Genomic DNA, 21,245 nt, shown 5'->3' on the forward strand with positions numbered 1-21,245 from the left:
TTATCTGGAGTGAAATCATGGAAAACCGAAGGAAACCTGCGCCTACCGCCGCCACGCTCGACATAAACTGCGACTGCAAAGAATATGTCCTCGACTATCTGGCCAACAGCTTTCCGGTCCAGCTCTACGAACCCTTCACGGACAATTCGGGCAATCTCTCCTCACGGCCGGTCACGCATGAGGGCAACATCGTCGAATGCCGCGACGCGCTGGTCCGGCGCCAGGCGATGATCGAGCGACTGGCGGCGCTGCCCGCCATTCCCGGCGCCCTCGACCAGATCGTCCAGCATTTCGGCCCCGATCGGGTCGCCGAAGTCACCGGGCGCAGCCGCCGCATCGTGCCCAGGCCGCGCATCGACGGCTCGACCCGCTTCGCGGTCGAATCCCGGCCCGCCGCGTCCAACCTCGCCGAGGCGCAGGCTTTCATGGACGACCGCAAGACCATCCTCATCTTCTCCGAGGCCGGCGGCACGGGCCGTTCCTATCATGCCGATCTGGGCGCGGCGAACCAGCGCCAGCGCGTCCACTATCTGGTCGAGGCCGGCTGGAAGGCCGACATCGCGATCCAGGGGTTCGGCCGCACCAACCGCACCAATCAGAAGCAGCCGCCTCGCTACCGCCCGGTGACGACCGATGTCCGCGCGCAGCGGCGCTTCATCTCCACGATTGCGCGGCGGCTCGACACGCTCGGCGCGATCACGCGCGGCCAGCGCCAGACCGGCGGGCAGAATATGTTCCGCCCCGAGGACAATCTCGAGTCCGTCTACGCGCGCGATGCGCTGCGCCAGCTCTACGGCTTGCTCTACCGCGGCAAGATCCAGGACTGCTCGCTCGAAGAGTTCGAGGCGGCGACCGGCCTCTCGCTCGGCGACGACAATGGCCTGCGCGACGAGCTGCCGCCGATCACGACCTTCCTCAATCGCATGCTCGCGCTCACGATTGCGATGCAGCGGACGATCTTCGACGCCTTCGAAGGACTGCTCGAACGGCGTGTCGAAGGCGCCAAGGCCTCCGGCACCTATGAAACCGGGCTGGAAACGCTGGCCGCGGAGAGCTTTGTCGTGACGCACCGCGAGGCGATCTATGTGCATCCCGGCACCGGCGCGGAGACCGAGCTGCTCACCATCGCGCGCAAGGATCGCAATCGTCCGCTCGGACTCGAGGGCGCACTGGCCCTCGCACGCGACCCCGGCGCGCTGCTCCTGGTCAATCGGCGCTCCGGGCGCGCCGCGATCCGCGTGCGCGCGCGCAGCGCCCTGCTCGACGACGGCGCTGTCGAGGAGCGCATCCGCCTGATCAAACCGATGGAAAGTCCGTCCATGCCGCTCGACGCGCTGGCCGAGACGCATTGGCGTCCTGCCGACCGCGACAGTTTCGCGGGCGCTTGGGAGGCGGAATGCGCTGACGTGCCGGAGTTCGAGACGAGCGAGATGCATGTCGTCGCGGGGCTGCTGCTGCCGATCTGGCGGCGGCTTCCCGGCGACTCCACGCGCGTCTACCGCCTGCAGACCGACGCCGGCGAGCGGATTGTCGGTCGGCGCGTGCCTGCGGCCTGGGTCGCCGCGACGCTGGGATCGAAGGCGCCCGCGCTGACCGCCGAGCAGGCGTGGCGCATGCTGATGGGCGGCGAGGCGGTGCTGCACCTGGCCGAGGGGCAGCGGCTTCAGCGCGTGCTGAGCATGCACCTGCACCGCATCGAGCTGATCGGATTCAACGACCTCGGCGTCGAGCGGCTGAAGGCCATGGGCCTGATGTCGGAGATCGTCTCCTGGAAGCTGCGCCTGTTCGTTTCTGCCGGTGGCGATGGCCCCGCCATCCTTGGCCGGCTGCTCGAGCGCTTTCCCGTCGAACGCGTCGAGGCGCGAACCGCCGCCAGCGCGGCCTGAGCGGGAGCCTCGCCATGGAACACCCCGCAAGCGCGATCGCGCGCGATCTCGCCGGGCAGGCCGAACGCCTGTGCCGGCGCTTCCTCTCCAACGGCCAACGCGAGGGGAATTACTGGCTGGTCGGCGACGTCCGCAACACCCCTGGCCGCAGCCTCTATGTCCGGCTGCGCGACACAGCGGATGGCACCGGGCGCGCGGGCAAATGGACCGATGCGCAATCGGGCGAACATGGTGACTTGCTCGACATCGTCCGCGCCGCAACGGCAACCGGGACCTTGGCCGAGGCGCTTGCCGAGGCCAGGCGGTTTCTCAGCGTGCCCGCCAATGCCGCCGGGGAAAGGCCTCCCAACCGCGGCAAGGTTCGATCGGGATCGCCCGAGGCCGCACGGCGTCTTCTCGCGATCGCCAGCCCGATCGCCGGCACGGTTGCTGAGGTTTACCTGGAAGGCCGTGGCATTCGGTCCGTTCCCGGAATCGGATCGCTGCGCTTCCATCCGCGATGCTGGTACCGCCCCTCCGCCGACGATCTGCCTGGGACACCCCGCGCAATGCCCGCAATGGTCGCGGCGGTCACCGACCTCGCGGGGCGGATCGCAGGCGCCCATCGCACCTGGCTGGCCCCCAATGGCGCCGACAAGGCAGCGGTCGCCTATCCGCGACGGGCGATGGGCCATCTGCTCGGCAACGGCGTTCGCTTTGGCGAGGCGGGCGCAGTGATGGCGGCAGGCGAGGGCATTGAGTCGACCCTGTCGCTGCGCGCCGCCGTCCCGATCCTGCCGGCGATCGCCGCGCTGTCCGCCGCGCATCTGGCGGCGCTGGCCTTTCCGCCGACGCTGCGCCGGCTCTATGTCGCCAGGGAGGCAGACCCCGCCGGTCGCAAGGCATTTGCCGGACTGTCCGCACGCGCCCGTCGATTCGGCATCGAAGTCTTGCCCATCGACTCCCGGCGCGGTGACCTCAACGCGGATCTGCGCGCGATCGGCCTCGACCGGCTCAGGGCACAGATTCTCGCGCAAATGCGGGGTGACGACCGCCCCTAGCGTTGCCGCTCGGCATCCTCTGCGATTCCCGGCTGCTGGAGTCCGCGTCACGCGCCTTCCCAGAGGGCGACCGGTCGGCAGCGCCCGCGCCAGTGCAACCCGTTCGCGCGGCTATTTTCCGCCGCGGGCCTGCGGCCCGCTTTGCATCGCGAAGCAAAATAGCCGCGCTTCCGGGTCCTCCGCTCACGCTTCGGCGGCCGCCGGCTTCGCCGTCCGCTGCGCTCGGCCGTGCACGGCCGCGTGCGCCGCCGCCTTTCGTCGCCAGGAAGGCCGCAAGCGACGCGGCTGCAGTTCGGGAGAATTCGAAATGGATGACGTTCACGACACTGGCGAAGGCGGCGGATCGCAGTTCTCGCACCTGCTGCAGGAGCTTGAGCTCTACGGGCGCAGGCCGTTCGAGCACGAGCTCGATCCGAGACCACTGCCCGAGGGCAGGCTGGTCGAGGCGGCGGCGGCCGACACGTTCGACGCGATGGCGGCTTGCCTCGCCGATACCCGCCTCGAGCCCGAGCTGGAGGAGTTGCTCTGGGGCTTCACCAACGTCTTCCATCGCGCGGTCGAGCGGGTCGATCATCAGCTGGACTCGAACGAGCTGGCGCAGAAGCGATCGCAGCGCGAGCAGGACGGATCGGAGGTCAAGTCGGTCGAGCTCGAGACGCTGATCGCCGAGGGCCGCTCCATGATCGAGCGCCGCGACGCGATGGAAGCCTTTCGCGAGGCGTTCGCCGAACAGTTCCGCCACTATCTGCGCAAGCCCTGGCTGCCCAGGTCCGGCTCGATGCTCAACCGGCGCGCGATGACCGCCGCGGTGATCGAGAGCCGCGAGTTCGTCAACGACCGGCGATATGCCGACGCGAAGCTGCTCGTGCCTCCCGGCGAGCGCATCTACGTCAGCGGCGGCGCGGATTATTCGGATCATCGCAGGATCTGGCAGGTTCTCGACCAGGTGCATGGTCGCCACCCCGGCATGGTGCTTCTCCATGGTGCCTCGCGCACCGGTGCCGAGCATATCGCCGCCCTTTGGGCCCGCGAGCGCAAGGTGCAGCAGGTTCCGATCGCCCCCGACTTCGCTAAGCACAGCCGCGGTTCCGCACCGTTCAAGCGCAACGACAAGGTGATCTGCCTCATGCCGCGCGGGATCATCATCTTCCCCGGTGGCGGCATCCAGGACAATTTGTTCGACAAGGCCCGCAGCGCCGGCATCGCGATCATCGATCACCGGCGGCGATGACCGCCGCCAATCCGGCCAAAGCCGGGCGAGCCAGTCCTGGGCCCGCGGCGGCGCGCCGCAACATGGGCCTTCGGCCCATGTCCTCCACTTCGTTCCGGCCCTTCGGGTGCGTCCCGCCTCCCGTCGCGGGCCCGCACCGTCTCTCCCCCCGGCTTCGGCCGATATGTCATGGAGAACGATCATGAACCGCGAGCAACGCAGACTGCGCCGTGCCCTCGACGCCATGCCCGAACCCGAGTGGCAGGTGTTCCAGCGGGCACGCTATCGCGACCTCGATTATTTCGAGATCGCGGCCGAGCTCGACATCACCGTCGCCGAGGTCGAGCGCCTCCTCGGCAGCGCCATGGTCCACCTGATGCAATTTCCGGAGTGAGGAGCCGCGCGAAGCCGCGGTTCAGGTGGAAATCGTCGCCCGTCGATCCTCAGAGATCGTCCAGGTCTCCGAATTCGGCGACGTCGTCGCTATGATCGACCGCGCGCCGCGCCGCGAAGATGCCCAGGACCGAAACCCCCGGGAAACGCTGCTGGAGCAGTGCCCTGCATGCCACGAAGCTGCATCCCGTCGTGATCACGTCGTCGAGCAGGACGATGCTGGTCGGGGCCGGATCACACAGCGCCTCGTTGATTCCCAGCGTCGCGGTCAGCTGGGCCGGCGTCAGTCGCTGCTCGCTGCCGTGCAGCGATTGGCGCTCCGCCACCGTGTCGATCAGTTCGCGGACATTGGCATCGGGGGAGATCATCCGCGCGATGTCGGCGATCCTCGAATCATATTCGGGATCGGCGCGCATCTTGGACGGCGGGATCGGGACGAACGTCGTGCTGGCGTAGGATTGAGGGTTGATCGCGCTGCGAACCGCCGCGGCGACGCGCCGCATGTCGCTCAGCTTGTATTGCCATTGTGGCGTGTGCCGCACGCTCGGCTTCTTCTTGAGGTTGCCGATGATCTGATTGGTCGAGCTGTGCGAATAGCCGGCGCGCGCGGTATACTCGCCGAAGAAATAGCAGTCATGGTCCGGCGTCAGGTACCAATGGTCCTGACGCTCGAGGTCACCGATCTTCCGGATCTGCGGAGACCAGCTCGCGTCTAACGTCGGCATAGCTGTGGATCCTGATCGCGCCCTGTTCCTCGAACCGGCGCGGCCAGGTCAGGTCGCTGCGTTCGAAGCAGCTGTTCATGATGAAGAGCTTCCGGCCCTGGCGCAGCGCCTCGCGTGCCTGCACCAGCGTTCCCGAGGTTTCGCCCGCCTCGACGATGATCGTTGCCAGCGTCAGCGCCGACATCAGCTTGTTGCGTTCGGGGAAGAAGAATCGGTTCGATCGGAAATCCTGCGCGTCGTAGCGCAGCACCGGCACCTGGCTGATCAGCAGGTGATCGCGCGCAATCTGCTCCTGTAGCGATGCATTTGCCTTGGGGTAGACTTGGCCCAATGGGGTGCCGATCACGCCGATCGTGCGGCCACCTGCCATGATCGCAGCATTGTGCGCTGCCGTATCGACGCCCTCGGCGAGACCCGACACCACGGTGAAGCCATCCTTGGCCAGACGATGCGCCAGCGTCTGCGTGCGCTCGATCCCGATCTGGCTCGGCTTGCGCGTCCCCACCACCGCCACGGCCGGCAGCGTGACCAGATCCCACTCGCCCTGGATGTAGAGCAGCTCGACCGGATCGGCCGCATCGCGCAGCCGCTCCGGATATTCCCACTCGCCATGGATGCGGACGTCGAAGCGCTGACGCGTTCGCTCGCGCAGCCTGGCCAGCACCCTGCTGCCGGTCTCGCGCGCCTGTGTCTCGGGCACAAGGTGCGAAGGGCGCGATCCCGGCGCCTCGCGAAACCGCTCGGCGATCGACTTGAAGCTTGCGTTGTGCTCGCACCACAGCGCCTCATAGGCGCCGATCTCGAGCGCGGCGTCGATGGGCGCCGAAATTGGATTGCTGCGGTCGCCGACGCTCCACAGTGTCGCTTGATGCATTCCGCTATAAACTCCCCATGGGATGATAAGACCCAAGCGGGCGCGCGACGCAACGGGAAATCGCTTCGCCTAGGCTTGCGAATATAGAACATTATGCGAACATTCGCAACTTGCCCGTCCCGGAACCGCGTGTGATCCCCAATCCAAACCTCGAACTGCTTCCCGACGCTGGAACATTGAGGAAACGGCCAGCCACCGCTAGGAAATGAACATGCGCGTCGATCTCGACCACCTTCCCGATGTCCAGCAAGCCGAGCTGGCGCGCGTGCGCGACACGCTGATGGCGGAATTCGCGCAGGCGATCTCGACCTCGACCCAGCCGTGGAAGAAGAACGGCAGGATCCTCAAAATCATCCTGTTCGGCAGCTATGCGCGCAACGATTGGGTCGATGAGCCCGACAACGGCTATCAGTCCGACTTCGACCTGCTGGTCATCGTCAGCCATGAGGACCTGACCGACATCTCGGCCTATTGGTACATCGCGGAGGACAAGATCCTCCGCGATCCTGCCGTGCAGCGTCCGGTCAACATCATCGTCCACACCCTTAATGAGGTGAACCAGGCGCTCCAGCGCGGCGAGTATTTCTGGGTCGATATCGTTCGTGACGGCGTAGTACTCTACGAGCTTCCTCAGCATGCGCTTGCCGCGGCAAAGCCGCTGACGCCCGCCGACGCGCTTGCGATGGCGGAAGGGTATTTGAATGAATGGCTGCCCGCGATCGGGCGCGCCCTTCAGACCGCCGAAGATCAGATGGAAAAAGGTATCGACGATCTCGGCTGGCGCAAAGATGCTGCGTTCATGCTTCACCAGGCCACGGAACGAGCATACGCGTGCTTCCTGCTAGTAAGGACGCTCTATTTTCCCCGATCGCACAACATCAAGTTCTTGCGGTCTCTGGCGGAGGACAAGGAACCGCGCCTGATCGCCGCCTTTCCCCGCGAGGCGCGGATTGGCCGCCGTCGCTTCGAATTGCTCAAGCGCGCCTATGTTGAGGCCCGCTATTCGCCCAGTTATGAGATCAGTGCCGACGACCTCGACGCGCTCTCCAATTCCGTGAAGCGGCTGCGCGATATCGTCGAGCAGCTTTGCCGCGAGCGGTTGGATGAACTCCGCCTCGGGGCGGAAAACTGAGGCAGCTGCGATGGGCCGTATCCCCTATGGCAATCGCCGCGCCGACATCCTTACGCAGATGCCACAAGCCGATCGCCTGTCCTTCATCTCCGAGGGATTGCCAATCATTGCCGCGAGCGCGCGCAGCTTCTGGGACGCAGCGCAGCGGCTCGAACACGGTTCGCGCGAGCAGAACGTCCTCGAAGGCTTTGCCGAGGAAGAGGCGGCGAAGGTTCTGATTCTGATGGATCTGGCCCGCTGCCCCTCCAAGCATATCGCCCGTCGCGTCCAGTCGATCGTGAAGACCTTCTACGATCATCTCGGCCGGATGATCTACGCCGACGCGCAAGGCTGGCGGCCCGTAAACATTACCGAGTTGCAGGAGTATATCGATCGGGAACGCCGCGGCCATTATCTCGAAGGTTATGTCGGCGAGTACATTGTGCCGAACTGGAATCTCTACAGCCGCGAATCCACGATGTACGCCGATATCGAGGTGCATGAGGACGGCGTTCCGCAATGGTCCGCGCCGCGCGGCAACGGCGGAAGCCGAGCAATCTTCGGCAATCCGCCGCTAGCGATCCTGCTCATCGAAGCGATGGCGGCGCTAGGCATGTTCACGCCGGCAGGTGTTCGGATCGTCCACGACGTCTGGGCAACGCTGGACTTTGTCGACACCCAGCATTTCGACGACGGCCGTCGACTTTTCGTGGAGATGGTAGGACGCTTGCACGCCGCCGAGATCGTCACGGACGATGCGACTGACGACCATGTCTGGCAGCTCAATTCCAACTGGCAGATGCCGATGTATAACCTCGAATTCGGTCGGGTTCCGGTGGATTTGGAAGATATCGAAGCCGAGCGCGATGCGGCGCTCTGGCACGAAGTCGGCATCTGAACACCGTCAGGCGGAATCCAGCTTCCGTAGCGCGCTAAGCGCGCGTCGGGCGTAGCGCGGCGTCTGCGTGAGCGCCCTCAGGCGGGCAACGTCGCTTCGGTCGCCCTGCGTCTCGATGATGCCGAAGGCGAGCTCGGAACCGCTGTCGCGACCCTGGGCCGCCCGAAAATACGTGGCTTCCTCACCGGCATCGAGAAACCGGCGGGCCAGCCGCAGGCTCTCCTGGGGAAAGGCACGAAGGACGCTCGGCTGCACCGTACCGCGCTCTTCGCTCCAGTGATGCTCGCGTAAGGCAGCCTCCAATTCGCTGAGGCTTCCGATAGCGGCGCTGGCAGGCAAATGCTCCAGCTCGCGCCAAGTGACAGCGGGCGGCAGGCGCTCGGCCCTTCCCGCGATTGCGTAAAGCAGCGCTCGCCATAGAATCAGAGCGCGCTCGGGATCGGTGTCTCCGCGCAACCCAGGTAGATCGAGGCCGTGCCTGCCCAGGAAGCGGATCGCGACCGTGAAAGCCGCCCATTCTTCTTGCGGAAAGCTGTTGCGCGGATCGGGCAGCACCGAGAAGGTCTGCATGGTTTCGGCGTCCGCAACGTCCTCATAGGACGCGACTTCGCGGATTACCCAGGCGAGGTTGGCGCATTACGTGCGTCGGGCGCGCGCGCCGCGCGGCGCATGAGCAAACGCCGCTTGTCGGTAGCCAGCGCTTCGAACTCGTCGCCATAGATATAGTCGTACGGATGATCGAACATCGTGACGCTGACCGTCAGCGCCAGGTCGAGTATGATCTCGTCCTCCGCCTCGCCGGTGGCGCGCACGAACTGCTCCCGGATGCCATCGCGGGCCGCTTCGGCAGAATCTCCGAGAGCGCCAAGGAACTTGAGCGAGTCGACGATCGACGAACTGATGAAGAGACTCTCGCGGTTCGCGTCGATGGTCTCGATCGCCTCGATCAGCGCCTGGAGCTTTTCCGGGCTTGCCTGTCGCGCGAACACCGCGGCGTGCATCAACTCAAGCTTCACGTGATAAGGCTCGTAGCGGAACCGCTGGGTGATCGTTGCTGTAAGCCCGTCTGCAAGGTCGTCGTCACTGATGTGATCGAGGAAGAGACGGCGCCGTTGAAGGTAGAAATGCAGCTGACCCGACGTGAGCGACATCATGTCACGCGCCGGATTATTCTTTGGGGTCCCGACGATGTCGTGAATGCCGCTCAACGCTGTGCGGCTCAGCATCGACATGCCACATTCGTCTAGAAAGCCCTGATAGGCGAGACGGTAGGATTCGCTTTTGAGCGCATGGATGCCGGCGGTGCTCGCCGCGTCGAAGAGACGTCGGCGCTCTTCCAGGAGCGCAGCGTCCATCACAGCGCAGAGCGCAAAATAGCGATCGATCCGGTATCCGTTCCCGACTTCGCGCGCGAGCGCCTCGATGCGGGCCCGCTCTGGATCGCTCCATTCCCTCAAAGTCGCTGCATCCCAATGCACGGCCGGGTTGTCGCCGTCCTGAATGGCGAGACGCAAGAACCCGATCTCTTCCTTGATCGCGGCTTCGGTTCGATCGAGCAAACCCTTTGCTGTCGCTTCGCCGAGCGGACCTGCCAGTCCTTGTGCCGCTTCGAACAGCAACGCGGCACTGCTGGTCGTCTCCAGAATCGCAGTCACGGTCTCGCCGTCCTCGATCACCGAAAGGATATCGGTCGCAAGCGGTTCGAGAGCCGGCAGTGCGAGGAGATGCGCGAACTTGGCGCCGGCGACCAAGGCATGCTGGGCGAAGGCATGGGCCGCGCAAGCGTTGAGCAGGATTTCGTGCGCGAACGATACGCGTCCGCTTCGCTTCGCGAGGATTCCGGCCGCGAATGTTGTGTCGACCTCATCGGCTCCGACACCAGCACCGATCATCAACTCGTCGAACTCGGTCTCGCCCATCGAGAAGGTGGTCGTATCGACGAGCCGCTCGGCGAAGCGCCGCAGACCTGCCGAACCGGACCGCGCGGCCTGTCCTAGTCGTTTGCGGATGAATTGATCGACCAGCAGCTGCCGTGATGCGCCCACTAACATTTCTGTGCCGATTTCACCGACGATCGCGGCCTCGAAGCCGCTGGTCACCGCTTTCAGCAAGTCGCGAACGGCGCCGCTGATCGCTGCTGGCGATTCACTGGCGATCCGCTCCTTGAGTGCCAGGGATGGCGCAGCAATCGAAATCGTCGCGAGGCCGGCAAGCTGGTCGGGCAGGGCCGATTGTCCCGTCACTATAACGCGCGCTTCCAGCCGGCGCGCAATGGCGCGAAGCCCGCGTAGGGCGGCGGCGCGATCAGCACCGAACTCGTTGACGCCGTCGACGATGATGCGGACCGGACAGCCTGTCGCGCGCAACGAATTGAGAAAGCGGGTTAGGCTGGCATCGGCGACGAGCGCGAGTTCGCGCCTTAGCAGTTGTGCCCAAGACCCGTCATAGTCCTTGGCTGCCAGGAGAATGACGCACTCGCCTGCAGCGGTCATTCGGCGCGCCAGCCATCGTGCCGCCAGCGTTTTGCCACAACCAGAGGGGCCGTTAACATACCCTCCGGGCGATGTGTCGAGCAGTTCCAGAACTTGGTTGCGCTGTTCGTCGCTTTCTGGGAGCCAAGACTGAACCGCTCGGTCCAACTCCTCGGCTGACGCGGCTCTGAATTCGCGGACAAGATCGAACGCCTGTTCGAGCGCGGGTCCGCCCATCAGCTCGGCTAGATCGATACGCTTCAGAGACTGGTCGCGAATATAGGCAAGCCAATCGTCGAGCGACCACGGACTGTCACCGGCGCTGCGGGTGATGTGGAGCTGCTCAAGCGTGCTCACTGTGACTTTGAAATCGCCCGAGGTCAGCATGGACCCCGCCGGCAACGGTTCGGCAAAGACCACGGCTGCATTCGGATAAAAACTGCCCGCCGACCGGCGGCGACCCATTGCGTCGCGGAGTCGGTTCTTTTGCGTCAACGCTTGGCGATAACCATTGGTGTATCGCAGCCAACGGCCCGAAGCGTGAAGACGCTCCCAGTCGCCGTCGACGCCGCCGCGCACCGGCAATCGCGTATTTTTGATCTCAAGTACCGTTACCTGCCGAGCAGTCGCGACGACGCAATCGACTTGTCGGCCATCGACATGGAAATTGGCCATGAGGATGAAGGGCTCGCCCGCTTCCGACAGCGACGCATGGACACTCTCGATGACGCGACGCTCCGACCATTCCTCAATGGCCGCGCCGACATAGATCTCACCGAGGCTTGGCACCGAATGCATCCCTCGGACCATAACAGCGCCGCGACTTGCGGCAGAGCCTATTTGCTAGCGGCATGGGCATCGCCACCGGCAACGATTTGGGGATGGCCGCTCCAATACAGTGGATCCGGAGGAAGGGCATAGGGTCAGCGATTTCCAACACGCCCGTCGATAGGGCTCGAAAACATCGGCGGCAGGCCTGACGCGACCACCGTCCCCGCTCTTGGAGGCACTTCCTTGGCCCGGCCCACGGCCTGACGCCATCAACCCGTAAAGGGTCCGCTATGCTTCGCATGCGGCCGCTCCGGCGAGCCTGCGCGGTGATTGCGGCCGTGCGCCGGACACTTCGGGCGCCTGTCGAGCGGGGGCGGTCCCCGCTCCCGGACAGGAGCTTCGAGATGCCGCTCTCCCTCGCACAAAGGAACGCCTGGAACCTGGCGCGGACGCTGATGACCATCGTCGTCGTGTTCCGCATCGAAGGCAGCAATTTCGGCGTCGCCGAAGAGCGTGAGTTCGACGGCGATCCGTCGCTGATCGTTCGCGAATACGACCCCTTCGCGCGCTGACGGCGCGCGACAGGTCGGCCTGGTTCAGCATGTCCTCGCGGCTGACCTTCATGGCCGGCGTCCATGCGCATGCCGGGTTGTCGATGAAGTCCTCGAGCAGCCTCGCATAGCGCGAGCCGATATATTCGCCCGGCTTGCGGCGCTTGCGCGGCATGCGGCCGAGCCTGGAATTGAAGTCGACCGCCGCCGTCACATCGGTCAGCGCGATCCGAACGGTGTCGGTGCTGACATAACCCCTTTCGTTCCTGCACGGCATTGAGGTTGATCACTGTGTCGAGCTCGGCATCGAACGGTCGCTTCGCATGTTTTCCGCCTTGCTCTCGCTCAGCACGCGGTTGCCTTCCGTTGCCGTGTTCACACCGGTCACTTCCAAACTGGCTCATTGGCGCGTGGCTATTGCGCGATCGGCGCCCGCCGTGTGCGGCCAGGCCCCTGGTCTCGAACAATGGCATCGGGTGCCGGGCGAGGAGCTGATGGCATGGGTTGCCGTACCCGTTGTCGCAAGGCGCAATGGGTGGTTGCTGAGGGACATCGGCAGACCCGCGAACCGGCGCTTCACGGCGGGCTCGCCCAAGGCGCCGATGCGTGCGGCCGGGAGGTCCGATCCGGCTGAGCGCGTCGTTCTGTGGATGGGTCCAGGCGGGTTCGGACTCCAACCTGGCGGCGGGACTGCGGATCGTAACCTGCCACGCCGCCTTTGTCTGAGCGCGCCACTGTCATCCTCAGCTTGCAAGCCGCTCCTGAGGCCTCGTTGATGGCTGTATGGACGGATACCGGCTTCGCCTCGCCTGACTAGCCGCAACTGCCCAAGCCAACTTTCTTCCCCTGGGCTCACGCCCATTCCTCGCGAGGCAAGAAAGCCCGCTTGGGCAGTCCTCCGCTACGCTGCGGGCTAAAGCTGCGGCGTCATTCGCACCCGTCCTTCCGACGCCATCGAGGCCGCATGGGGCGGTCTTGAGGAATTGAGGATTAAGACAATGGCGAACATCGGCAGCTTCAAGAAGGTCGGCGAGGAATATCAGGGCTCGATCGTGACCCTCAGCGTCCAGGCCAAGAACGTCCGGATCGTTCCGGAACCCGCCAGCGCGAACGACAACGCGCCCACCCATCGGATCTATGTCGGCCGCGCGGAAATCGGCGCCGCCTGGGCCAAGACCTCGGCCGAACAGCGTCCCTATCTCTCGGTCAAGCTCGACGACCCCAGCTTCTCCCAGCCCATCTTCGCGAACCTCTTCGACGATGATGGCGGCGAAAGCTCGAGCCTGATCTGGTCGCGCCCGCGGCGCTCCAGCAACGACTGACACGACGCCAAGGCGCCCCGCCGGACACGGCGGGGCGCCTTTCGCATGTCCGGATCACGCGGACTTGCCAGCGTTATCCCTTCTGGCGCGGAGCGCTACCGCGCCTCGGGGACTTCGAAGCGGGATGGCGGGATGGCGATTTGGCGGCGGGAATAATCCCGAGCCGGAGCCCGTGCCGTCGCCATTCGCTCGCCATTGCCGGCCCATGCCGCGCCCGGCTTCGCGAAGCACGATCGCGCCGATTTCGCGCAGGAATTCCTGCGGCGAAGCCCGGCCTATCGCGCGGCCTGGGCGACGGCCCAAGGCGCGCTTGAAGCGGCTGCATCGCTAACCCAGGCGAGGCGCTGGGGCCTGGAACGCCTGTTCGATCCCGATCGATCGGTGCGCACCGCGCCGGCGATCTGGCGCGCGGAGTGCGCATCGCAGATCGTATCGCTGGTCGCCGCGCCGAGCGGCTTCGGCGGCGCCGCGGCGCTTCCCGACTTCGCGCCGTTGGTGGATTTCAGCGTGGCCGGGACGCGCAACCTCGTCTTCGACATCGCCGGCGCGCGGCATCGCTTTCGGCTCGCTGACGGCGATCGCGAGGGGCTGGCGATCCTGCTGCCGCCGCTCGGCAATGCGCTCAGCGCCGCCGCCTGCGATGCGGTGCGGCGCATGTTCGCGGGGCTCAGCACCGCCGAACCGGTGCGCATCCTGCACCCCAGCGCCTTACAGCGGCAGCGCCTGGCGCTGCTGCTGCGCGTGCTCGACGCATCGCTGGGCGGTGCCAGCAATCGCGAGATAGGCACGCGCATCGTCTATCCTTGGCTCGCCGGAACCGACGCCGTCGCATGGAAGGCGACGAGCGAGCGGCGGCGCGTCCAGCGCCTCCTCGACGAGGCTCACGGCCTCAGCGCCTCGGCATATCGCGACCTGCTGACCAGCTAGGGGCGACATTTGTCGGGGTGCGATTTCAGCCGCTCCCTCGCAGGCGCCAACTGCCGCCATTGGATGCCCGTGATTGGAACGGGCCCGCCGCGCTTGCCGGGCCAACGCCCGGAGAGACTGAATGTCAGGTGAGACGACACAGCGGCTGCTCAGAACCCCCGATGCCGCGCTGCTGCTGGGTCTCTCGGCGCGCACGCTGGAGAAGCATCGCTGCTATGGCACCGGGCCAGTCTACCGGAAGCTCGGCGGCCGCATCGTCTATGCCGTGGACGACCTGGTCAGCTGGGCCGACCAGGGGGTTCGGCGCTCGACCTCCGACACCGGCACTGGCACCGTCCATCCTGCCAAGCGCATCGATCCGAGCATTCTCGATCGCAAGGGGCCGGTGCGGCGATGAGTGCGATCATCGCCTCGACTGTGCCCGGTCCGGCTGTCCCCGCCCGGGCAGAAGCCTCTCCCCAAAAGGGGATAACCACGGTCGAATTGACCTGGGTCGAGCAGGCAACCGAGCGCTGGATTCGCTTCGGCGCGCCGCTTCTCGACCAGATTCTCGACCGACGGCGCCGCCTGCTTTCGTTCGCTGCGAACAGCGTGTTCGCCTTCGTTCGCTGGGCAACGAACGACTATGGCACGATCCTCTCCCGGCTCGATATCGTCCGCGCCGTCGCCCCCGGCGACGCCTATACGACGCTTCCCTGCGTCGCACCCGGCGGCGAGCTGCTGCTTCATCTCCACGGCTGGCCGAAGGTCCGCGCCGGTCTCGCGCTGATCGATCGCGTCGAGGATCTGGGCGTCGATCCTTGCGCGGTTGCACCCGACTATTGGCGCCATGCCCATAACCGGCTGATCGCCGGCTATGCTCCGCGCGCCTATTCGCTGGCGCGTCATCGCGCGTGGCTGTTGCGCCGCGAGATTGGCGCATGAGGCGCTTCGGTATCCTGCTCACCGGCTATTGCGCGATCGGCGCGCTGGTCATCCCGGCGTTCCTCAAGCCCATCCCGCGCCTGGTCTGGAATGCCAGCGCCAGCGTGCCGGTCGGCCTCTATGCGGCGCGACCCGCCGGCAGCGTGAAGCGCGGCGATCTGGTTGCGGCGCAAGCGCCTGCTCCGATCGCCCAGCTCATGGCGGCGCGGGGCTATCTGCCGCTCCGCGTGCCGATGCTCAAGCACGTCCTGGGCGTCGCCGGGCAGACCGTATGCCGTACCGGCCTTGTTGTCACAATCGACGGCACGCGCGTCTCGGAGGCCCGAACGCACGATCGGATGGGGCGACTGCTCCCATCCTGGAGCGGGTGCCGGACGCTCCGCTCCGGCGAAGTTTTCCTGCTCAATCCCGCGTCTCCCGACAGCTTTGACGGGCGATATTTCGGCCCGGTTCCCGCGCGCGGAATCGTCGCGGTGCTCGCACCCCTTTGGCTTCCGGACGGCGGCGCCGTCGCCCCGGCAAGCGCGCCCTCCGGGCGCGAACCTTCCCCCGAACCAAAGGCCCAAGGAGTTTCCCATGATCAACATCGGTGAATTCAACGAGCGTGGCGACGGCTTTGCCGGGCGCCTCGAAACTTTCGCGATCGGAGCTGCCCTGACCATCGTTCCCGCGCAGCGGAGCGATGCGCGCAATGCGCCCGATTACCGCGTCCATGTCGGCGAAAATGGCGATGGGCCGGAGGTCGGCGCTGGCTGGAAACGGACCGGCGAGAAGGCCGGAGCCTATATCGCGATCGTCATCGACGATCCCGTTTTCCCCCGCCCGATCCGCGCCAACCTCTTCCGACCGGCGGTCGAGGGCCAGCCGCACCTGCTCTTCTGGCAGCGCAACCAGCGCCGCCGCGAGACCGAGCAGCAGTGATGAACCACGCGATCGGCCATCGAATTGTCGGCCTGGCGCTCGTGGTGGCGGGTCTTTGCGCGCCGCTGGCGAGCGCGCACGCCGCCATCATCGCGGTGCCGTGCAAACCAGCCATGGTGCTCGATGAGCCGATCGCACGCGCCGCCCAGCGCTTCGCCATTCCGGACACGCTCATCCGTGCCGTGATCGTCGTGGAGAGCGGTGGGGTGGTCTACGCAGTATCGCCGAAAGGGGCGATGGGGCTGATGCAGCTGATGCCCGGAACATGGGCTGATCTGCGACGACGGTACGATTTGGGCGGCGATCCTTTCGATCCCTGCGACAACATCTTTGCCGGTACCGCATACCTTCGCGAGCTGCTCGACCGGTATGGCGATCCAGGGTTTCTGGCCGCCTATAATGCGGGGCCGGGGCGGTACAAAGCCTATCTTGCGGGCCGTCCTTTGCCCGCCGAAACCGTCGCCTATGTCGCCCGTTTGTCGGGCCGGTTGATGGACGGCGGTGCCTCTGCAAAGCGCCGTACCTTGCCCGATCCCGAGGCCTGGCGTGGCGGCGAACTGTTCGTTCGCTCACCTTTAACAGAGGTCGACGAACCCGCGCGTTCGGGCGGATCTTCGTCTTCCGAACCTCAGACCAAGCCCGACTCTCGCCCGTCAGAGGCCGCTCGAGACACCGTGTTCGTGCGTCGGACGGGCGTTCCCAAATGATGGGTCTGGCGGTCCCAGAATGGCCCATTCGCTTCAGGAAGGACGGAAGGGAAAGCAGGCTGTGGGAGCTGCAGGGGGGAGGGTGTGGGGGATGGCGAGATAAAAGCGCCGCCGTCGGTGCGGGCGCATGTGGTTGTTCCGATTGCGGAATTTGCGCCGTCTGTCCCCACACCCTGCCGTCGCCTGACCGATTTTATCTTGGAAATTCAATACCTCGGGCGCTGGCAGCGTCGCCGGAAGCACGCCAATGACCGCTGGCGACGATGATCTTCGGGTGCGACCCGGAAAGGGGCGAAGCCGGGGGTCGGGGAGCGTCAAGCCGCTGAGCCTGGCCGCGCAGGTCAAGCGCGCTGCGGCCCGCGCCGGGTTCGCCCGACGACCAGGCCGGCGCGCTGGTGGAACCGGGCGGCTGGGGCGTGGCCGTGGCGCCGCGCTTTCGGGCCGGCGCTCGGCGACGTCGCGGCGGGTGATCGTCAAGGCCAGGATCGTCCGGCATTCGGGGCCGAAATTTCGAGCGGCGCCGCTTGCCCGGCACATCGCCTATCTCGAACGTGACGGCGTGACCCGTGATGGGCGCGACGCATCGTTGTTCGATGCCAGATCCGACCGGGCGAGCGGTGACGCGTTCGCTGGCCGCTGCGCAGACGACCGGCATCATTTCCGCTTCATCGTGTCGCCCGAGGATGCCGGCGAACTCGCGGACCTGAAGACCTTCACCCGCGAGCTGATGGGCGACATGTCGAAAGATCTCGGCACGCGGCTCGACTGGGTCGCGGTCGATCACTGGAATACCGACAATCCGCACGTCCATATCCTGGTCCGCGGCGTCGCTGAGGACGGCGCCGACCTCGTCATCGATCGCTGCTATATATCGCATGGCCTGCGCGACCGCGCGGAGGCGCGCGTCACCTTGGAGCTGGGGCCTCGTACCGAGCAGGAGATCCAGCGCGCGCTCGACCGCGAAGTCGAAGCCGACCGATGGACGAGCCTCGACAATGGCCTGCAATCGCGCGTGGGCGAGGACGGCATCGTCGATCTCCGGCCCTTACCGGCCGGCGCGCCCGACCGCCGCACGCTGTTGTTCGCCGGTCGCGCGCAGAAGCTCGAGCGGCTTGGTCTAGCGACACCGGCAGGACCGGCTCGCTGGACCCTCAGGCCCGATATCGAGTCTCGGCTTCGCGAACTTGGCGACCGCGGCGACATCATCAAGTCGATGCACCGCGCGATGCGGGATGCAGGGCACGCGATCCACGAAGGGCGCCTGGCCATCCATCCTCCCGGTACGCCGCAAGCCGTGACCGGGCGCCTGGTCGCCCGAGGCCTGCAGGATGAGTTGACCGGCACCGCCTATGCGATCGTCGATGGGGTCGATGGCCGCCACCACCACTTGCGGTTCGGGGATCTCGAGCTGACCGGCGACGCTCCCGTCGGAGCGATCGTCGAGCTGCGGGGCTGGCAGGACCGTAACGGCGTCCAGCGCAGCGCGCTCGCGGTGCGCAGCGATCTTCCGATCGAGAGCCAGGTGACCGCGCGGGGTGCGACCTGGCTCGACCGGCAGCTATTGGCGCGCGACACCGCGCAAGCCAGCGTCGGGTTCGGGGCTGAGGTTCGCGAGGCGATGGCGGCCCGCGAGGATCACCTCGTTGCCGAGGGGCTGGCGACCCGCATGGGCAAACGTGTCACGCTCGCCCCGAACCTGATCGACACACTGCGCTCGGCCGACTTGCGCGAGGCGTCCGCACGGATCGCCGCGCGGACCGGGCTCACACCCTATCAAAATACGCCCGGCTCGACGATCGCCGGCACCTATCGTGAGCGGGTCACGCTCGCCTCGGGCCGCTTTGCGATGATCGACGACGGGCTCGGCTTTCAGCTCGTTCCCTGGCGCCCGGCGCTCGATCGGCAGCTTGGGGCCACCATCACCGGCACGATGGCTCCCGGTGGCGGCATCGACTGGACCTTCGGCCGCAGCCGCGGCCTCGGCATCTAGAAAGGCATTCCCATGCAATCCTCGAAGATCCTCTGGGGGCAGGTCATCATCGTGTTGTTGATCGTGCTCGGCGCGGTCTGGGGTGCGACACAATGGACCGCCCAGGCGCTCGGCTATCAGAGCGAGCTTGGACCGCCCTGGTTCTGGGTTGCGGGCTACCCCGTCTATCCGCCGCCCGCCTTCTTCTGGTGGTGGTTCAGCTTCGACGCCTATGCGCCCGAAATCTTCGTGAAAGGTGCGTACGTCGCAGCCTCCGGCGGGATCGCCGCGGTCGTGGTCGCGGTCGGCATGTCGGTCTGGCGCGCACGCGAACGAAAACATGCCGAGACCTATGGCTCTGCACGCTGGGCCACGCGCCGCGAGGTCGAGGCTGGCGGGCTGCTCGGCGACGACGGGGTGGTGCTCGGCCGGCTCGATGACGCCTATCTTCGCCATGATGGCCCTGAGCATGTGCTGTGCTTCGCACCGACGCGGTCGGGCAAGGGTGTCGGTCTCGTCATCCCCTCGCTGCTGACCTGGGCTGGTTCGGCGATCGTCCACGACATCAAGGGCGAGAACTGGACGCTGACCGCGGGCTTCCGCGCGCGGATCGGACGAGTGCTGCTGTTCGACCCGACCAATGCGGCCTCTGCCGGCTACAATCCGCTGCTCGAGGTGCGCAAGGGCGAATGGGAAGTCCGTGACGTCCAGAATGTCGCCGACGTGCTGGTCGATCCCGAGGGCTCGCTCGAGCGGCGCAACCATTGGGAAAAGACCAGCCACGCGCTGCTGGTCGGCGCGATCCTCCACGTTCTCTATGCCGAGCCCGACAAGACGCTCGCCGGTGTCGCCGCTTTCCTCTCCGATCCGAGGCGGCCGATCGAAGCAACGCTCGCTGCGATGATGTCGACCCGTCATTTGGGCGAAGCCGGTGTCCATCCCGTGGTCGCCTCTGCCGCGCGCGAACTGCTCAACAAGTCCGAGAACGAGCGCTCGGGCGTGCTGTCGACCGCCATGTCGTTCCTGGGCCTCTATCGCGATCCGGTCATCGCCCAGGTCACCAGCCGTTCCGAATGGCGGATCGCCGACCTCGTCGAGGGCGAACGGCCGTCGACGCTTTACCTCGTCGTTCCCCCTTCCGACATCAGCCGGACCAAGCCGCTGATCCGGCTCCTGCTCAACCAGATCGGCCGGCGGCTGACCGAGGAGCTCAAGCCCAGCGCCGACCGCCACAAGGTACTGCTGATGCTCGACGAGTTCCCGGCGCTCGGCCGGCTCGACTTCTTCGAGTCCGCGCTGGCGTTCATGGCCGGCTATGGATTGAAGGCGTTCTTGATCGCCCAGTCGCTCAACCAGATCGAGAAGGCTTACGGCCCCAACAATGCGATCCTCGACAACTGCCATGTCCGGGTGAGCTTCGCGACCAATGACGAGCGCACCGCCAAGCGAATCTCGGATGCGCTCGGCACCGCGACCGAGATGCGGGCGATGAAGAATTATGCGGGCCATCGGCTTTCGCCCTGGCTCGGTCATCTCATGGTCTCGCGCACCGAAACTGCGCGCGCGTTGCTGACGCCGGGCGAGGTCATGCAGCTGCCGCCCGACGACGAGATCGTGATGGTGGCGGGCGTCCACCCGATCCGGGCGATGAAGGCGCGCTATTTCACCGACCGGCGGCTGACGAGCCGGGTGATCGACCCGCCTGCGCCAGGACCGGCGCGGACACCCCGGGCAAACGACTGGTCGGCGCTCCCAATCCCGGATCGCGCGCAGCCCATCGACACAGCGGTGCAAGGCGATGATGATTCCGCGAATGGCGGCATCCGCCGTGAGCCCGAGCTGCCCGAAGAACAGGATATCGTGCCCCGTCCGGCACCGCCGCCCGGCGAGTTCGAGTTCGATGACAGTGCCACCGAGGATGCGACCGTCACGCGACGTCTGACCGACCGGATGCGCGGAACCGCGCGGCAGGCATCGCTCGATCCCAAGGACGGGATCGACCTATGAGTGCGCTTCGGATCAAGCACACCTTCCGGCTTCCGCCCGACCTGTCGGCGCAACTCGCCGACTATGCGGCGCGCAAGCGCGTGCCCCAGGCGCTGGTGGTCGAGACGGCGCTCTCCTCCTTCCTTTCGGGAGACAGCAGCGAGCATCTCGAGGGCGTACTGAGCCGGCGCCTCGACCGTCTATCCCGGCAGGCGGATCGGCTGACCTGGCATGTCGAGCTCGGCAACGAGACGCTGGCCCTGTTCGTGCGGTTCTGGCTGATCAACAATCCGCCGCTTTCGGACACCGCGCTTGCCGCGGCCCAGGCCATGGGCAGGGAACGCTGGGAGCGGTTCGTCGAAACCCTCAACCGGCGCATGGAGTTCGGGCCGCGGCTGAGGAACGAGATTTCGGAGGATGTCGATGGGACCGGTGAACGAGGCTCGGCCGATGCCGGCGAGCCGTCCGGCTGATGTGGTCCCGGATGCGACAGCGTGGCGCTTCTGCTGGCGGGTATGCTGTCGCCGGCGGCTCGGTCGCCGTCTGCCGAGGCCGGGTC

At 66.1% G+C, this 21,245-nt stretch carries 21 protein-coding genes; 17 read left to right on the forward strand and 4 right to left on the reverse strand.

What is annotated here, in order from left to right:
* From BGP17_RS20125 to BGP17_RS20140, 4 genes are all read left to right on the forward strand, one after another.
* Window positions 1-1,886, forward strand: a 1,886-nt coding sequence (locus BGP17_RS20125; protein WP_286713346.1) for a strawberry notch C-terminal domain-containing protein, incomplete at its 5' end; no start/stop codon positions are given.
* 14 nt (window positions 1,887-1,900) lie between these two features.
* Entirely contained in the window at window positions 1,901-2,926 is a 1,026-nt protein-coding gene (locus BGP17_RS20130) for a DUF7146 domain-containing protein (RefSeq protein ID WP_286713347.1), read from the forward strand.
* 307 nt (window positions 2,927-3,233) lie between these two features.
* Window positions 3,234-4,157, forward strand: a complete 924-nt coding sequence (locus BGP17_RS20135; protein ID WP_286713349.1) for a DUF2493 domain-containing protein — start codon at window positions 3,234-3,236, stop codon at window positions 4,155-4,157.
* 181 nt (window positions 4,158-4,338) lie between these two features.
* Window positions 4,339-4,530: a sigma factor-like helix-turn-helix DNA-binding protein gene (locus BGP17_RS20140; RefSeq protein WP_286713351.1), complete on the forward strand. Its 192-nt coding sequence runs from the start codon at window positions 4,339-4,341 to the stop codon at window positions 4,528-4,530.
* Window positions 4,531-4,579: 49 nt separating this feature from the next.
* Here BGP17_RS20140 and BGP17_RS20145 read toward each other — a convergent pair whose 3' ends face one another.
* On the reverse strand, window positions 4,580-5,254 hold the full coding sequence (locus BGP17_RS20145) for a hypothetical protein (RefSeq protein ID WP_286713352.1): 675 nt from the start codon (window positions 5,252-5,254) through the stop codon (window positions 4,580-4,582).
* Complete coding sequence (locus tag BGP17_RS20150; RefSeq protein ID WP_286713354.1) at window positions 5,205-6,128, reverse strand: DNA-processing protein DprA; 924 nt, start codon at window positions 6,126-6,128, stop codon at window positions 5,205-5,207. The genes BGP17_RS20145 and BGP17_RS20150 overlap by 50 nt, the downstream gene beginning before the upstream one ends.
* A gap of 211 nt (window positions 6,129-6,339) precedes the next feature.
* Between BGP17_RS20150 and BGP17_RS20155 the strand changes: the two genes are divergently transcribed.
* Window positions 6,340-7,260, forward strand: a complete 921-nt coding sequence (locus BGP17_RS20155) for a HEPN domain-containing protein (RefSeq protein WP_286713355.1) — start codon at window positions 6,340-6,342, stop codon at window positions 7,258-7,260.
* A gap of 10 nt (window positions 7,261-7,270) precedes the next feature.
* Window positions 7,271-8,137, forward strand: coding sequence for a hypothetical protein (locus BGP17_RS20160; protein ID WP_286713357.1), 867 nt, complete (start codon window positions 7,271-7,273; stop codon window positions 8,135-8,137).
* Window positions 8,138-8,143: 6 nt separating this feature from the next.
* On the opposite strand, the gene BGP17_RS20165 is transcribed toward BGP17_RS20160, so the two are convergent.
* Both BGP17_RS20165 and BGP17_RS20170 read right to left on the reverse strand, forming a co-directional pair.
* Window positions 8,144-8,707, reverse strand: coding sequence for a hypothetical protein (locus tag BGP17_RS20165; protein WP_286713359.1), 564 nt, complete (start codon window positions 8,705-8,707; stop codon window positions 8,144-8,146).
* Window positions 8,708-8,751: 44 nt separating this feature from the next.
* Complete coding sequence (locus BGP17_RS20170) at window positions 8,752-11,397, reverse strand: NERD domain-containing protein (protein ID WP_286713360.1); 2,646 nt, start codon at window positions 11,395-11,397, stop codon at window positions 8,752-8,754.
* Between the two features lie 386 nt (window positions 11,398-11,783).
* Here BGP17_RS20170 and BGP17_RS20175 point away from each other — a divergent pair, with 386 nt between their 5' ends.
* The 11 genes from BGP17_RS20175 (at window position 11,784) to BGP17_RS20225 (ending at window position 21,159) form a co-directional block, all read left to right on the forward strand.
* A complete protein-coding gene (locus BGP17_RS20175) occupies window positions 11,784-11,951 on the forward strand; it encodes a hypothetical protein (RefSeq protein WP_286713362.1) in 168 nt (55 codons plus the stop codon).
* Window positions 11,952-12,928: 977 nt separating this feature from the next.
* A complete protein-coding gene (locus BGP17_RS20180; protein ID WP_286713364.1) occupies window positions 12,929-13,252 on the forward strand; it encodes a DUF736 domain-containing protein in 324 nt (107 codons plus the stop codon).
* Window positions 13,253-13,447: 195 nt separating this feature from the next.
* Window positions 13,448-14,179, forward strand: a complete 732-nt coding sequence (locus tag BGP17_RS20185) for a DNA -binding domain-containing protein (RefSeq protein ID WP_286713366.1) — start codon at window positions 13,448-13,450, stop codon at window positions 14,177-14,179.
* 121 nt (window positions 14,180-14,300) lie between these two features.
* Entirely contained in the window at window positions 14,301-14,576 is a 276-nt protein-coding gene (locus BGP17_RS20190) for a helix-turn-helix transcriptional regulator (RefSeq protein WP_286713367.1), read from the forward strand.
* A complete protein-coding gene (locus BGP17_RS20195) occupies window positions 14,573-15,103 on the forward strand; it encodes a DUF2840 domain-containing protein (protein WP_286713369.1) in 531 nt (176 codons plus the stop codon). Before BGP17_RS20190 ends, BGP17_RS20195 begins: the two co-directional genes overlap by 4 nt.
* Window positions 15,100-15,696, forward strand: coding sequence for a S26 family signal peptidase (locus BGP17_RS20200; protein ID WP_286713371.1), 597 nt, complete (start codon window positions 15,100-15,102; stop codon window positions 15,694-15,696). The genes BGP17_RS20195 and BGP17_RS20200 overlap by 4 nt, the downstream gene beginning before the upstream one ends.
* Window positions 15,680-16,024, forward strand: a complete 345-nt coding sequence (locus tag BGP17_RS20205; RefSeq protein WP_286713372.1) for a DUF736 domain-containing protein — start codon at window positions 15,680-15,682, stop codon at window positions 16,022-16,024. The genes BGP17_RS20200 and BGP17_RS20205 overlap by 17 nt, the downstream gene beginning before the upstream one ends.
* Window positions 16,024-16,731 carry a lytic transglycosylase domain-containing protein gene (locus BGP17_RS20210; protein WP_286713374.1) on the forward strand — a complete coding sequence of 236 codons (708 nt, stop codon included), beginning with the start codon at window positions 16,024-16,026 and terminating at the stop codon, window positions 16,729-16,731. Before BGP17_RS20205 ends, BGP17_RS20210 begins: the two co-directional genes overlap by 1 nt.
* A 247-nt stretch (window positions 16,732-16,978) precedes the next feature.
* Window positions 16,979-18,721: a relaxase/mobilization nuclease domain-containing protein gene (locus tag BGP17_RS20215; RefSeq protein WP_286713375.1), complete on the forward strand. Its 1,743-nt coding sequence runs from the start codon at window positions 16,979-16,981 to the stop codon at window positions 18,719-18,721.
* Window positions 18,722-18,733: 12 nt separating this feature from the next.
* Complete coding sequence (locus BGP17_RS20220) at window positions 18,734-20,707, forward strand: conjugal transfer protein TraG (RefSeq protein WP_286713377.1); 1,974 nt, start codon at window positions 18,734-18,736, stop codon at window positions 20,705-20,707.
* Entirely contained in the window at window positions 20,704-21,159 is a 456-nt protein-coding gene (locus tag BGP17_RS20225; protein ID WP_286713378.1) for a CopG family transcriptional regulator, read from the forward strand. Before BGP17_RS20220 ends, BGP17_RS20225 begins: the two co-directional genes overlap by 4 nt.
* The last annotated feature ends 86 nt before the right edge of the window (window positions 21,160-21,245 follow it).

Origin of the sequence: Sphingomonas sp. 67-41 (assembly GCF_001899725.1) — a bacterium.
Classification (GTDB): domain Bacteria; phylum Pseudomonadota; class Alphaproteobacteria; order Sphingomonadales; family Sphingomonadaceae; genus Sphingomonas; species Sphingomonas leidyi.

Bases quoted from the DNA above. Each gene is read 5' to 3' on its own strand.
- BGP17_RS20210 (WP_286713374.1), top strand. From the start codon at position 16,024: ATGAACCACGCGATCGGCCATCGAATTGTCGGCCTGGCGCTCGTGGTG.
- BGP17_RS20225 (WP_286713378.1), top strand. From the start codon at position 20,704: ATGAGTGCGCTTCGGATCAAGCACACCTTCCGGCTTCCGCCCGACCTG.
- BGP17_RS20200 (WP_286713371.1), top strand. From the start codon at position 15,100: ATGAGGCGCTTCGGTATCCTGCTCACCGGCTATTGCGCGATCGGCGCG.
- BGP17_RS20160 (WP_286713357.1), top strand. From the start codon at position 7,271: ATGGGCCGTATCCCCTATGGCAATCGCCGCGCCGACATCCTTACGCAG.
- BGP17_RS20190 (WP_286713367.1), top strand. From the start codon at position 14,301: ATGTCAGGTGAGACGACACAGCGGCTGCTCAGAACCCCCGATGCCGCG.
- BGP17_RS20215 (WP_286713375.1), top strand. From the start codon at position 16,979: ATGACCGCTGGCGACGATGATCTTCGGGTGCGACCCGGAAAGGGGCGA.
- BGP17_RS20220 (WP_286713377.1), top strand. From the start codon at position 18,734: ATGCAATCCTCGAAGATCCTCTGGGGGCAGGTCATCATCGTGTTGTTG.
- BGP17_RS20150 (WP_286713354.1), bottom strand. From the start codon at position 6,128: ATGCATCAAGCGACACTGTGGAGCGTCGGCGACCGCAGCAATCCAATT.
- BGP17_RS20180 (WP_286713364.1), top strand. From the start codon at position 12,929: ATGGCGAACATCGGCAGCTTCAAGAAGGTCGGCGAGGAATATCAGGGC.
- BGP17_RS20130 (WP_286713347.1), top strand. From the start codon at position 1,901: ATGGAACACCCCGCAAGCGCGATCGCGCGCGATCTCGCCGGGCAGGCC.
- BGP17_RS20195 (WP_286713369.1), top strand. From the start codon at position 14,573: ATGAGTGCGATCATCGCCTCGACTGTGCCCGGTCCGGCTGTCCCCGCC.
- BGP17_RS20140 (WP_286713351.1), top strand. From the start codon at position 4,339: ATGAACCGCGAGCAACGCAGACTGCGCCGTGCCCTCGACGCCATGCCC.
- BGP17_RS20155 (WP_286713355.1), top strand. From the start codon at position 6,340: ATGCGCGTCGATCTCGACCACCTTCCCGATGTCCAGCAAGCCGAGCTG.
- BGP17_RS20205 (WP_286713372.1), top strand. From the start codon at position 15,680: ATGATCAACATCGGTGAATTCAACGAGCGTGGCGACGGCTTTGCCGGG.
- BGP17_RS20145 (WP_286713352.1), bottom strand. From the start codon at position 5,254: ATGCCGACGTTAGACGCGAGCTGGTCTCCGCAGATCCGGAAGATCGGT.
- BGP17_RS20165 (WP_286713359.1), bottom strand. From the start codon at position 8,707: ATGCAGACCTTCTCGGTGCTGCCCGATCCGCGCAACAGCTTTCCGCAA.
- BGP17_RS20175 (WP_286713362.1), top strand. From the start codon at position 11,784: ATGCCGCTCTCCCTCGCACAAAGGAACGCCTGGAACCTGGCGCGGACG.
- BGP17_RS20135 (WP_286713349.1), top strand. From the start codon at position 3,234: ATGGATGACGTTCACGACACTGGCGAAGGCGGCGGATCGCAGTTCTCG.